Origin of the sequence: Maritalea mobilis (assembly GCF_019800885.1) — a bacterium.
GTDB classification, from domain to species: domain Bacteria; phylum Pseudomonadota; class Alphaproteobacteria; order Rhodobacterales; family Rhodobacteraceae; genus Roseibacterium; species Roseibacterium beibuensis.
The window spans coordinates 1318835-1331717 of the sequence record NZ_JAHVKE010000001.1 but is presented as its reverse complement, the minus strand read 5'-3'; the positions used below and the strand labels follow the sequence as shown (position 1 = coordinate 1331717).

The following is a 12883-nucleotide window of genomic DNA, read 5'->3' as shown; positions in this document are numbered from 1 at the left end:
TGATACAGGATTGAACGCACCCTCGGGGGGCGGGGACGCGACGGGCGAACGGGGCACGGATGACTGGAGCGGATCAATATTTCGGAGGCGTGGTGTCGCTTGATCCGTTGGTCACGCTGTCCAAGCGGAGCCTGTTTCACGGCTGTACCCTGGGGATTGCCCCGTTGCTGCCGGAGGCGATGCGCGCGCGTCCGGCCTTGCATCTCCTGGCGCTGGCCTGGGGCATCGCCACCGTCCAGGAGGCCGAGGCGCTGGCCGATGAGATCAGCGCCTATAGGCAGGCGTGGCCCGCGGGGCGGTTCCTTGTCCTGGCCAACACGATGGATGAGCTGGGCCTGTGCCAGCGTGCTGGCCTTCCGGCGATTCATTTCAGTTCGCTCAACTTCGTCGACGAGAGCCAGTTCGATCGGGCGGGCGGGGTCGAGAAGACCGTGGATGCCGTCTATGTCGCCGGGCTTGAAGGCTACAAGCGGCACGAGCTTGCCCGTGCGATCCCAAGCCTGCGGTTGCTGTATTGGAGGCCGACCGCTGCCGCGCTTGCCCGGGTGCGCACCCTGCTGCCCGCTGCGGAGTTCTACAATCACGAGATTGGCGACGGCGCCTTCTTGCTGCTGCAGGGGGCGGAGTACGCCCGTGCCGTGCAGGGGGCGCGGGTCGGGCTGTGCCTGTCCAAGCGGGAGGGGCCGATGCGCGCCAGCATCGAGTATCAATTGCTGGATCTTCCCGTGGTGACGGTCGAATCCGGCGGGGGACGTGTCGAGATGATGGACCCGGCCTATAGCCGCGTGGTTCCGCCCGATCCGGACGCGGTGGCCGACGCGGTTCGCGACCTTGTCGACCGCGGTTTTCCAACAGGCGCGGTGCGCGCCTCGGTCCTCGAACGGTTGGCGTCGAACCGGGCGGGAGTGGTCGATCTTCTCCGCCCGCATCTTCGGGAGGTGTTCGGCGATGCTTGTGACGACCTGACCTTCGACGATCTGGGCAAGGTCGATCTCTGGCGCACGCGATCCTCCGCGGCGGTTCTGCCGGAGTTCGACGTCGCGCCGGTCTGACATCCCGGCGGGCAGGAGCGCGCGGTCCCTTTCGGCAGATGTGGCATGGATCATGGTCATGCGTCGAAAACCTGTCGTTTGGCCGAGGGCGCGACAGGCTGCGATGCCCCACGCGAAAAGGCGGGGCGGGATGATGTCGGCTCTCTGTGGGAAATGCGGGGGCGGCCTTGGCGGAACGCTCCCGTGAGTCCCAGACTTACCCGCAAAAGGTAGACATCGAATTAAAGCTGGGGGGCAGATCGTGCGCGCGCCCGTTTTTTTCTTCCTGCGCGGTCGCTTGGGTTTGTCACCGGGTCAAAAGCCTGCACTTATTGCCCTTGGGTATCGAGAGTTGTTGCTGGGATGAGGGACGTGATGCGTGGTCGGGCTTGGCCCATTGCCGGGCGCGGGGCCAGACCGCAGGGGCCGTGTCCAAGCCGTGCCTGGGGCGTGCTGGCCAAAGGGCTGGCTCTCCATCTGGCCTTGGCCGCGCCTGGCTTGGCCGAGGTCGGGGCCGCGCTCGTGGTCTTCCTCGATCAATCGGAGCGCCTGCATCTGCCGGACCGAGAGGGCGTGCGGCGGCCTTTCACCGCCGAGGCCTTTGGCATCGTGATCGGAGACATGGGCGGCGGGCCGGAGCCGGACGTCTACCTCAACCATCATCACCGCTGGGTGTCGGGCGCGGCGGCTTTCCCGGATGCGCAGGTCGTGTACGACCCGGGCGCGCCCGACGGGCCGACCGACTGGCAGGTTCTCAATGCCTGGGACCAGCATGGCGCTGTTCTTGTCGACCTCGATGGAGACGGCGACCGCGATCTGGTCGAAGCGCAGGGCGGAGAGTTCGGCAGGGCGACGTGGGATCAACGGGCGCAATCCGCCAATCGCGTGTTCCTGAATGCGCCCGAAGGGTTCGTCGATGAAAACGCCGTGGACCGTTTCGGTTTGGCCCATGATCTGGGCAGCGCCTATGTCGTGACACCCGTGAACCTGGGAGGGCGTCTGGGGCTGATCTTCGGCGCGCGGCCGCGGTCGGATTGGTTGTTCTCGACCACACTTTACGTCGCGCAGGAGGACGGCACCTGGGCGCCTGAGCCCGGGCGCTTTCGCGTCGGGTCGCCGAACGGGATGGTGGCCAATCTCGCCCAGTACCGGCAGGTGATCCCGGGCTTTTTCGATGCGGATGATGTCTTGGACCTCGTCTTTGCCCAAAGCACCGAGCCGCCGCATACCGTGCTGTTCCGAGGCACGGAAGACGGGGTTTTCGTGACCACGGGCGAGGACTTGCTCAACGGATGGTCCACGGACGGGGTCGCGCTGCGCTCGGCGTCGGGGGCACCCGACAGCATCTGGCTGACCAACAGGAACCGGCGGTTCGCCCCCTGGTTCGACACGGTTCTGCGGTGTTGCGGCATGGAGGAGGGCGATTGGCATCCGTTTCACGGGGTGCCGCCCGAGGCGGCCTCCCACGCGGTGACGCAGGGCGATTTCGACAATGACATGGATGCCGACGCCATGACGCTGGTTTCGGACGGGGAGGGGGGCTGGCGCCTGATCTTCTGGGAGAATGACGGGACAGACCGGTTCGAGGCCCACAGCTTGCCCCATGGCGGGATGGGCGAGCCCATCGCGATCGCCGTTGGGGACCTGAACCTCGACGGGGCGCTCGACCTTGTGATCGGGGACGGGGGCAGGACGACGGATACAAGCTACACGCTGTTGATGGGCGCCGCACCAAGGGGAAACTGGGTGCAGATCGATCTGCGCGATCCATGGTCGCTCGACGGTCTGGGCGCGCGGGTATGGGTCTCTGCGGGCGGGCGGGTTCAGGCCCTTGGCCAGACGGGCGGCAGCCATTGGGCGGCACAGGATCACGTGCGGTTGCATGTCGGGCTGGGCGCGCATGACACGGCCGTTGTCGAAGTCTCCTGGCCCGATGGCGCGCTGACGCGCGACACCGTCGAGGCGGGCCGGATCGTTACGCTACGCCACCCCGACATGGCGCCGGACTAGGCGTCGGGTATGGGAGGGCGCGCATTGTCATGCGACCGGGATTGGAGTGGTCCGTCATTGACAGGTGGCTTGCATCCTTTGACGGTCGTGGCGGGCGAGAGGGACATTCGGTGGACACCGCGCAGAAACTGTCATTGATCGAAGAACGCATGTCGGAGCGGATCCGATCGCTGGGCTTTGCCCCGCTTCGGTTGCGCGCGGTATCCGACCCCACCATCCCGTGCTGGCAGGAAATGCATCTGCACTGGGATGGCGATACCATCGTGGTGGCCGCGCGGCCCGACAAGGTCGAGGGATACACCGAACGGATTTACGAGCGCGGCGGCGCCCATGTTTACTGGTTTTCCCTGGCCGGCAGGGAGGTGCGGCACGCGGTCTGCGACCTGTCCGACGGCGAAGACCCGGGCTTTGCGCGCTTTTCGTACTGCACCTGTTTTTCGGGCATCGTGCCGGTTCCCGATTACTATTTCTTCAACGCCGCCGGGTATCACGCGGCCCATCTGGTCGGGCAGGCGGCCCCAAGTTGGGATGAGCGCCGCGACGAGATTATCTGGCGCGGCCAGTCCAACGGGTTGGGGCTGCTCTCGGTCGATCCGGCGCATGTCGACAACCCCGGTGTCGTGCAGCGCCTGCGGATGGCCATGAAGTGCCGCGACATCGCCGGCGTGGATTTCCGGTTCGTCGACACCCCGGGGCTTCGGTTCCGCTCGCAACTCAAGGCGGCCGGTCTGCTCGGAGAGAGGATCGTGCGCACGCAATGGGCCGGACGGAAATACGCGCTGGATGTCGATGGCAACACGAACTCGTGGGACAACATGCTGGAGCGGATGAAGATGGGCTGTTGCGTGCTGAAAGTGGCCAGTCCGTTCGGCTTCAGGCAGTGGTTCTCGCACCGCCTCGAACCCGGCCGCCATTTCGTGCCGGTCGCCGCGGACATGTCCGATCTGGAAGAAAAGATCGACTGGGTGCGCAGCAACCCGACCGAGGCCCGGGCCATTGCCGAGGAAGGGCAGGCGCTGGCCAGAACGATCACCTTCGATTCCGAGGCCGAGGTGGCTGCAGAGCTGTTCCGCATGCACTGGCAGTGACACTGGGCGCCGCAATGCGGCTTTGGTGCAAGCCGGAACCTGTGGGGCAGGGCCAGGGGACGATGCCCCGCGTGCCTCGTGTTGGTTTTGGTCCCGGACGACGCTGGCCGAAGATCAGGCGCGGAGCCGGATTGCGCGCGCGCCCTCGTCGAGCTTGTCCGCGCAGGCCATCTCGATCCGGCCGCGCAACCAGCCATGGGCCTCGTCGGCATCAAACCTCGAATGCCAGATCAGGTGATTGGCGATGGGCGCGACTTCGAGCGGGACGGGCGCGGTCACCAATGGGTATCGTTCGACGAAATACTCGGCCGTGCGGTGTGTGAAGACCCCGATCAGGTCCGAGGTCAGCAGCAATTCGGGCACGATGGTGAAACTCATCAGGGTCGCCGCGATGTTGCGCTGCACACCATGCCGGTCGAGCACGGCATCGAACGCGGCGCGGCGGTCGCCGGTCGAGCTGACGACAAGGTGCGCATAGGACAGGATTTCGTCGAGCGTGGGATGCAGGCCGCCTGCGACCAGCGGATGATCGCGGCGGCAGAGGCAGACAAAGCGGTCTTCGAACGCGAGGCGGCGTTGCAGATGCGGGGGTGTCGCGTCGAACCAGCCCACGGCCATGTCGATCTCGCCCTCGTCGATCAGGCGGATGGCATAGTCGCGGTCGGTGGTGCGCAGGTTGATCACGATGCCGGGCGCGACGCGGCCCAGATGTTCCAGAAGGGGCAGGAAGACGGGCAGGTTGAACCGATCCGGCGCGCCGATGGCGAATTGTGCGCTGGCCGTGGCGGGGTCGAACCCGCCGCGCGGGGCGATGGCCGTGCCCGCGTCGCGCAGGATCCGCGCGACGAGCGGGGCCAGTTCCGCCGCGCGCGGGGTCGGGCTGAGCCCGTCGGGCGTGCGCACGAGGAGCGGATCATCGAAGTGATCGCGCAGCCGTTTCAGCGCGTTCGAGATGGCCGACTGGGTGCGCCCGAGTCGCTCGCCCGTTCGGGTGACGCTGCGTTCCTCCAGCAGAACATGGAGAACGATCAGAAGATTCAGGTCGAAATTCAGTTTCATTTCAATCTCCATATCATTCTGAATGATGGATTGGAACACGACTATCCATTTCAAAAATAGTCGCGACTTGGTCAGAGTGGTAAGGACGAAGGAGGAGCGTCATGGAACTCGTCGAACGTACCGGACCCGACCCGGATTACCTGCCCTATCTCGCGGAACCGTCCAAGCCGGCCTATAGCCCGCCTGCGGGCGCGGTCGATGCGCATTGCCATGTCTTCGGACCGGCTGCGGTCTTTCCCTTCTCGCCTCGTCGGAAATACACGCCGGTCGATGCGCCTGCCGAAACCCTGTTCGCGCTGCGCGATCATCTCGGCCTGTCGCGCAACGTGATCGTGCAGGCCACCTGCCACGGGTCCGACAACGCCGCCATGCTGGATGCCATCGCCCGGTCCGAGGGGCGGGCGCGCGGCGTCGCGGTGGTCGATGCCGATATCTCGCGCGCCGAGTTGAATGCGCTTCACGAGGGCGGCGTGCGCGGCGTGCGCTTCAACTTCCTCAAGCGTCTTGTGGGGGATGCGCCCAAGGATGACTACGTGCGCATCGCCGAGATCATCGCCGACCTGGGCTGGCACACGGTTGTCTATTTCGAAAGCGCCGAGCTGCTAGAACTGGCCCCTTTCATCACCGCGCTGCCGGGCGTGATCGTGATCGACCACATGGGCCGGCCCGAGGTGGCCGATGGCCTGGAGGGCGAAGGCTTCGGCCATGTGCTGGACCTGATGGAGAGCGATCAACGCTTCTGGATCAAGGTGTCCTGCCCCGAGCGGCTGAGTGTCGCCGGGCCGCCCTATGACGACGTGGTGCCCTTTGCCCGCACGCTGGTCGAGCGTTTCCCGGATCGCGTGCTTTGGGGCACGGACTGGCCCCATCCCAACATGAAAAGCCACATGCCCGACGAAGGCGCGCTGGTCGACATGATCCCGCAGATCGCACCGAACGACGCCTTGCAGCGCAAGCTTCTGATCGACAATCCGATGCGGCTATACTGGCCTGAGGAGGTCGGGGCATGAGCGTTTCGCCATCGGTCGAAGCCGGTGCCGTCCCCGATGAGGTGCCGTCGGGCGGCTGGGTCCATTGGGCCGTGGCCATTCTCGCAAGCGTGATGGTGCTGGCCTGCATCGCCTACAATCTGGAGCTGCACACGCGGCTGGGCTTTGCCCTGCTGCGCCAACAATACATGGCGCTGCAACTGGGGCTGGCCCTGACCATCGCCTTCTTGCGGTTCGGCCCGCGCGGGCGACCCGTGGCGCGGCCAAACATCGTCGATCTTGCCATCGCGGTCGCCTGTTTCGGGGCGCTGATCTACGCGGCCATCGATTTCGTCTGGCTGTTGCAGGAGCAGTTTTACCGCCCGTGGCAGATCACCATGGTCGGCGCGATCGTGGTTCTGGGCGTGATGGAAGGGATCCGCCGCCGCGCCGGGCTGATGCTGTTCGGGATCGTGGCGGTTTTCCTGGTCTACGCCCTGTTCGCCGATCTTGTGCCGGGGCGCCTGGTGGGGCGTGAACTGTCACCGCAGCGGCTGGTGGATTACGTCGGCTTCGACAGCTCTGCCGTCTTCTCGTCGCCGCTGGCGGTGGGAACGATCACGGTTCTGCTGTTCGTGTTCTTCGGCCAACTTCTGTTCGCGGCGGGCGGCGGGGCCTTTTTCACCGACCTCGCCATGGCCGCGACGGGTCGGGCGCGGGGCGGCAGCGCCAAGATCGCTGTGGTGGGGTCCGCGATGTTCGGGTCCATCTCGGGCTCGGCAGTGTCGAACGTGGCGACCACGGGGGTCATCACCATTCCGCTGATGCAGCGGGGCGGCTATTCCAAGGAAGACGCGGGCGCGATCGAGGCCGTCGCCTCGACCGGGGGGCAGCTGACGCCGCCGATCATGGGCGCGGCCGCCTTCCTGATGGCCGAATTTCTCGACATTCCCTATGCCCAGGTGGCGGCCGCGGCGCTGATCCCGGCGGTTCTCTACTATCTGGGCGCCTTCATGCAGGTGGACCTGATCGCGGCGCGTGACGATATCGCGGCGCCCGAGGATGCGGACCTGACCGTGCGCAAGGTCATGGCGCAGGGCTGGCATTTCCTGATCCCCTTCGCGATCCTGCTTTATGCGCTGTTCGGGATGCGCTCGGACCCCGAGGACGCGGCGCTGTTGGCCGCCGTGGCCATCGCGGTCGCGGGCTGGTTGCGCGGGTACAAGGGAACGCGCCTGACGTTGCGCACCTTCGGCAAGGTTTTCGTGGATACCGGCACCTCGATGGTGGACCTGATCCTGGTCGTTGCCGCGGCCGGTTTCGTGATCGGAGTTCTGAACGTCACGGGCCTGGGCTTTGCGCTGACGCTGGTGCTGGTCGATGCCGTGGGCTCCAGCCTTATCCTGCTGCTTCTGATCTCGGCGGTGGTCTGCATCATCCTCGGAATGGGGATGCCGACCTCGGGGGTTTACGTGCTGCTTGCCTCGCTGGTCGCGCCCTCGCTGGTCGAGGCCGGGGTGCAGCCCATCGCGGCGCATCTCTTCATCCTCTATTTCGGCATGATGTCGATGATCACCCCGCCCGTGGCGCTGGCGGCCTTTGCCGCCGCCGCGATTTCCAAGGCCGGCGCGGTGGCCACGGGGCTTGCGGCGATGCGGATCGGCTGGGCGGCCTTCATCCTGCCTTTCGCGTTCGTCGCGAAGCCGGAGTTGCTTTTCATCGGCTCGACCACGGATATTGCCATTGCCGCCACCCTGACCGCCATCGGCGTCGCCGGGGTGACCATCGGCATCTCGGCCCACTGGGCAGGGCCGCTGAACATCCTTCTTCGGCTGCTGTTCGTGGCGCTCGGCGCGCTGACGCTGCCGCTTGGCTTTATCGGGCTGTCGACCACGGCCCACGGCATCGCCGCGGCGGCGGCCTTGTCGCTGGCGCTGGGGCTGATCGTCCTGCGCCGGGGAAGCACAAGTAATCGGACGACCTGAGACGACACCAATCCTAAAGGGAGGACACCATGTTGGATCTTAAACTTCTCACGGGCGCGGGCCTGACCGCGCTGGCGCTAACGACCGGGGGCGCGATGGCGCAGGTCATTTCGATGGCCACCGGTGCGCAAGGCTCGCTCGCCTATAACTCCGGGCAGGCGGTGGCCGTGGTCGCCAATGACAATGGCCTGACCGTGCGCACGCAGCCGCTGGTCGGCTACATGCCGCTTCTGAACTCGGGCGAGGTCGATTTCGGCTACGTGAACGGTGCCGAGGCCGCCTTTGCCTATACCGGCAGCGGCAATTTCGACCGTGAGCATCCGAACGTCCGCCTTGTCGGCACCATGTTCCCGCTGACCACCGGCGTCATGGCACCTTGTGACCTCGGCCTTCAGACCGTCGCCGACCTCGAAGGGCGCGGCGACCTGCGGATCGCGTCGGAATATACCTCGTCCACGATCATTCCCTACTACATCGCTGGCATCCTGGCCTCCGGTGGGATGTCCTACGACGATTTCGAGCAGGTGCCGGTCTCGTCCTTCGTCGACGGGATCAACGCGCTGGGCGATGGCCTTGTCGATATCGCGCTGGTTAGCCTGAATGCCGGTGCGGGCCAGCAGGCGGCGGTGCAGATGCAGGACCGTGGCGGCCTGTGCTACATCTCGATGGATGACAGCGAAGAGGGCTTCGCAGCCTATGCTGAGGTTCTGCCCTCGGGCTCGATCCGGGCGCTGCCCCAGAACGAGGATATCAACGGCCTGCAGGATTGGGGCGCGAACCTTGTTGCGGTCCCCTGGATGCTGCTGACGAATGCCGACGTGGATGAAGAGGTGGTCTACAACCTGACCTCGATCATCCATCAGAACCAGGAAGCGCTGGCCGCCTCCTTCGGGGCCTTCGCGCGGGCGGACTTTGCCAACATGGCGCCGGCGAATGCCATGCCCTACCACCCCGGAGCGCTGCGCTATTATACCGAGGCCGGTGTGGCGACGCCCGAGTGACCTGACTGTCCGCCCCGGTGCATGTCCGGGGCGGACGCCTTCCCTTGCGCGAGGATGACGCGACATGATGACGACCCTGACCGCGGCCGATGGCCATGAACTTGACTGCTGGATGGCGACCGCCCAGGGCGAGCGGCGCGGCGGCCTCGTGATCGTGCAGGAGATTTTCGGGATCACCGATCAGTTGAAGGGCGTGGCCGACCATTACGCGGCGCTCGGCTACGATGTGGCGATTCCCGCTCTGTTCGACCGCCATGAGAAGGGTGCGGTTGTCCCCTTTGACGAGGCGCCGCGGGGCCGTGACATGATGCTGGCCTCGGATCTCGACCAGACGATGATGGATATCGACGCGGCTGTCGGGGCGCTTGCTGCGCGTGGCGGCAAGGTCGGTGTCATCGGTTTCTGCTGGGGTGGCGGGCTGGCCATTCGCTCGGCGCAGGTGCTGGACGTGGCTTGCGCCGTGTCCTTCTATGGCACGCGGCTGCCGCAATACCTCGACAAACCGCTGAAGGCCCCGGTGCTGGCCCATTTCGGCGCGCAGGACGATCACGTGCCGCCCGAGATGCGGGCCGAGGCCCAGGCCGCGCTGCCCGAGATGGAGGTGCACCTTTACGAGGCCGGGCATGCCTTCGCCAACGATGCGCGCCCGTCCTATGTGGCCGATGCCGCGGCATCGGCCCATGATCGGACCGAGGCGTTCCTGGCAAAACACCTGGCCTGAGAGCGCAGCGTCAGGGCAGGGCGCTCAGCCCTGCTCTGCCGGTATGCTGACGCGCAGCCCGTCCATGTCAACGGTCACGGTGATCTGGCAGGACAGGCGCGACGTCGCCTCGTCCACATCCGAGGCGAAATCGAGCAGGTCGGCCTCCATTTCGTCCTTTTCGGGCAGTTGGGCGACCCAGCCCGGATCGACATGGACATGGCAGGTCGAGCAACTGCACGCGCCGCCACATTCGGCGAGGATCCCGGGCACATCGGCCATCCGCGCGACCTCCATCAGCGACAGGCCGGCACGACCTTCGGTGACATGTTCGGCCCCGTCGGCGGTGATGAAGGTGATCTTGATCATCGGCGGTCGTCCTTCAGGCGGCGATACTTGCGGCAAGCGGCAGGGATTTGAGCGGCGTGGTGGCGTCGGCCACGGCCTCGGGCAGGGGGGATTGGCCGGCCTCGATCAACCGTTTGCCGGTCATGTAGGCGCGCGGGTCGTTCATCGCGTCGACGGCCAGGAGCGTCCCGCCCCGGAAATACCAGTGGCTCTGGCTGCCGGGTTTGTCGCCGGGCCGCACGATGACCCGGTCGTAGCCGGTGTTCAGCCCCGCGATCTGAAGCTTGACGTCGTATTGATCGGACCAGAACCACGGCCGCGCGACATAGGGCGCGCCTTGCCCCAGCATGGTCGCGGCGGTTGCCTCGGCCTGGTCGATGGCGTTGGGCACGCTTTCAAGGCGGATGCGCTGTCCCTTCCACGGGAAGGAGGCGCAATCCCCGGCGGCGAAGATCCGGTCGTGGCTGGTGCGCCCGAACTCATCCACGGCGATCCCGTTATCGAGCGCGAGGCCCGCGGTTTCGGCTAGGGCGGTTGCAGGACGCACGCCGATCCCGCAGATCACGAAATCGGCCTCCAGCGTGCTGCCGTCGGACAGGGTCGCGGTGAACGGGCCGTCACCCGATCGCGCCAGCCCGTTCAGCGCGCAGCCTTCGCGGATGTCGACGCCGTGGCCCTTGTGCATGGCGCGGATCCAGTCGGCGGTTTCAGCCGCCGCCACACGGGCGAGGATGCGCGGCGCCATTTCCACCAAGGTCACGGTCAGGCCCTTGGAGGCCGCGACCGCCGCCGCCTCGAGGCCGATATAGCCGCCGCCGACGATCAGCACGCGGCGTCCCGGCACGAATTCAGGCGCCATGGCATCTGCATCGGCCAGGCTGCGCATCGTGTAGATGCCCGGCTGGTCGCCCCCCAAGGCGGGCGGCAGGCAGATCGGGTCGGCCCCGGTGGTCAGCGCAATCTGATCGGTGGAGAGCGTGCTTCCGTCCTCCATCCGCAGGGTCATGCTGTCGGCGTCGATCGCGGCCACGCGAGTGTCGGTCACCAGCGTGATGTCTTGATCGTCGTAGAAACGCGTCGGCCTGAGATAGAGCCGTTCGAGCGCCATCTCGCCGGCCATGTATTTCTTGGACAGCGGGGGGCGCTGGTAGGGGGGCACAGGCTCGGCCCCGATCAGGGTGATCCGCCCGTCGAACCCCAGCGTCCGCAGCTTGGCGGCAAGCGCCGAGCCGGCCTGGCCCGCACCGATGACAGCGATATGCGACATGTGGAGAACCCCCTTGGCGAAGGTCGGGCGCGCGCGACGGGCGGGCGCGCCCGGCCTGATCAATACATCTTGTAGGGCAGGAACTTGCCGTCGAGCACGACCTTCACCCGGTCGCCCGCGGGGTTTTCCTCGCGCGAGATATCCATGGTGAAGTCGATGGCCGACATGATGCCGTCGCCGAACTCTTCCTCGATCAGCGCCTTCATCGTGGTGCCATAGACGTTCACCACCTCGTAGAGGCGGTAGATCAGCGGATCTGTCGGCACCGCCGTCGGCAAGGAGCCGCGATAGGGCACCGTCATCAGCAGCGCGATCTCTTCGTCCGAGAAATTCATGCCCAGGGCGTTGCCAGCCTTTTCGGCCTGGTCCTTGGTCAGGGAAATCTGGCCCATCAGCGCGGCGGTGGTCCATTCCTTGGACTGGCCCACGGCCTTGGCCACATCGGCCCACTTGATGTCGTGGAAAGTCTTGTGCGCGACGATCTTCTCGGTCAGTTCAGCACGGGTGGTCATCTGGTTTTCTCCGTATAGTCAGATGTTTGCAAAGGGATGTTCAGGCGGTGAAGGGCAGGCCTTCCTCGATCGGCAGCGCCGGGTCGCGGGACCACTCGTTCCACGATCCGAAGTAGATCGAGACATCCTTGATCCCGGCCTCCTTGAGCGCGAGGAAGGTGTTGGAGGCGCGCGCGCCCTTGAAGCAGTAAAGCTTGACCGGCGTGTCGGGGGTGATGCCGACGGTGGCGCATTCGGCCAGAACCTCTTCGCGCGACTTCATCATCGGGCCATGGGCCGAGGGCTTCATCATGCGATACCATTCGATCCACACGGCACCGGGGATGCGGCCCTTGCGCGGGCAGAAATCAATACCGTAGGGCGAGGACGAGGTCCCGATCCATTCGTCGATGTCGCGCACGTCGAGGATCACGGCCTCGGGGTCGTCGATGGCGGCCTTCATTGCTTCGGCATCCATCATGATGGCACCGGCGGCCTCGTCGATCTCGAACCCGCCGGGGGTGGGCGCGGCGACCGCCGTCGAGACGGTGAAGCCTTCGGCGGTCCAGGCGGCGAAGCCACCATGCAGGACCTTGACCTTGGGGTAGCCGAGGAAGGACAGCAGGTAGAAGCCGCGACAGGACTGGCCGAAGCCGGTGTTCATGGACGCCTCGTAGATGACGGCGGTCTTTTCACCGTCGAGGCCCGCCGCGCCGAACTCGGCCGCGAATTTCTCTTTCAGCGCGGCCATGCCCTCGGCGTCCGAGGTGGCGAGGAAGGTGAAGATGTCGTGCATGTTGACGGCACCGGGGATGTGTCCGGCCGCAAAGCTTTCCGGGTCACGCGTGTCGATGATCACGGCGAGATCGGCTTCGGACAGGGTCTTGAGGTCGGCGGGTGAGATGAGCGCAGATTCCATGGTTCGGACTCCCTGT

Annotated in this window: 12 protein-coding genes; 7 read left to right on the top strand and 5 right to left on the bottom strand. The window is 65.9% G+C overall.

Annotated elements, in window-relative coordinates; translation table 11 throughout:
• The first annotated feature begins 59 nt into the window (after positions 1-59).
• From KUV65_RS06450 to KUV65_RS18190, 3 genes are all read left to right on the top strand, one after another.
• The gene (locus KUV65_RS06450) at positions 60-1052 is read left to right on the top strand and encodes a hypothetical protein (RefSeq protein WP_222188644.1); all 993 of its coding nucleotides are present in this window, start codon (positions 60-62) and stop codon (positions 1050-1052) included.
• 342 nt (positions 1053-1394) lie between these two features.
• Positions 1395-3041, top strand: a complete 1647-nt coding sequence (locus KUV65_RS06445; protein ID WP_222188643.1) for a CRTAC1 family protein — start codon at positions 1395-1397, stop codon at positions 3039-3041.
• 110 nt (positions 3042-3151) lie between these two features.
• The gene (locus tag KUV65_RS18190) at positions 3152-4129 is read left to right on the top strand and encodes a glycosyl transferase family 90 (protein WP_222188642.1); all 978 of its coding nucleotides are present in this window, start codon (positions 3152-3154) and stop codon (positions 4127-4129) included.
• Positions 4130-4243: 114 nt separating this feature from the next.
• Here KUV65_RS18190 and KUV65_RS06435 read toward each other — a convergent pair whose 3' ends face one another.
• Entirely contained in the window at positions 4244-5188 is a 945-nt protein-coding gene (locus KUV65_RS06435; RefSeq protein ID WP_222188641.1) for a LysR family transcriptional regulator, read from the bottom strand.
• A 101-nt stretch (positions 5189-5289) separates the two neighbouring features.
• Here KUV65_RS06435 and KUV65_RS06430 point away from each other — a divergent pair, with 101 nt between their 5' ends.
• The 4 genes from KUV65_RS06430 (at position 5290) to KUV65_RS06415 (ending at position 9863) form a co-directional block, all read left to right on the top strand.
• Complete coding sequence (locus KUV65_RS06430; protein WP_222188639.1) at positions 5290-6198, top strand: amidohydrolase family protein; 909 nt, start codon at positions 5290-5292, stop codon at positions 6196-6198.
• Positions 6195-8141: a TRAP transporter permease gene (locus KUV65_RS06425; RefSeq protein WP_222188637.1), complete on the top strand. Its 1947-nt coding sequence runs from the start codon at positions 6195-6197 to the stop codon at positions 8139-8141. Before KUV65_RS06430 ends, KUV65_RS06425 begins: the two co-directional genes overlap by 4 nt.
• Positions 8142-8170: 29 nt before the next feature.
• Entirely contained in the window at positions 8171-9142 is a 972-nt protein-coding gene (locus tag KUV65_RS06420) for a TAXI family TRAP transporter solute-binding subunit (protein ID WP_222188636.1), read from the top strand.
• Positions 9143-9206: 64 nt separating this feature from the next.
• Positions 9207-9863 (top strand): dienelactone hydrolase family protein, encoded by a 657-nt coding sequence (locus tag KUV65_RS06415; RefSeq protein WP_222188635.1) that lies wholly within the window; start codon positions 9207-9209, stop codon positions 9861-9863.
• Between the two features lie 24 nt (positions 9864-9887).
• Here the strand turns inward: KUV65_RS06415 and KUV65_RS06410 are convergent, their stop codons facing one another.
• The 4 genes from KUV65_RS06410 to KUV65_RS06395 are packed head-to-tail and all read right to left on the bottom strand — an operon-like array spanning position 9888 to position 12867.
• Entirely contained in the window at positions 9888-10211 is a 324-nt protein-coding gene (locus tag KUV65_RS06410; RefSeq protein WP_222188634.1) for a 2Fe-2S iron-sulfur cluster-binding protein, read from the bottom strand.
• Between the two features lie 13 nt (positions 10212-10224).
• Positions 10225-11457 carry an NAD(P)/FAD-dependent oxidoreductase gene (locus tag KUV65_RS06405; RefSeq protein ID WP_222188633.1) on the bottom strand — a complete coding sequence of 411 codons (1233 nt, stop codon included), beginning with the start codon at positions 11455-11457 and terminating at the stop codon, positions 10225-10227.
• 59 nt (positions 11458-11516) lie between these two features.
• A complete protein-coding gene (gene cynS, locus KUV65_RS06400; RefSeq protein ID WP_222188632.1) occupies positions 11517-11969 on the bottom strand; it encodes a cyanase in 453 nt (150 codons plus the stop codon).
• A 40-nt stretch (positions 11970-12009) separates the two neighbouring features.
• Positions 12010-12867: a sulfurtransferase gene (locus tag KUV65_RS06395; protein ID WP_222188631.1), complete on the bottom strand. Its 858-nt coding sequence runs from the start codon at positions 12865-12867 to the stop codon at positions 12010-12012.
• Positions 12868-12883 lie beyond the last annotated feature (16 nt).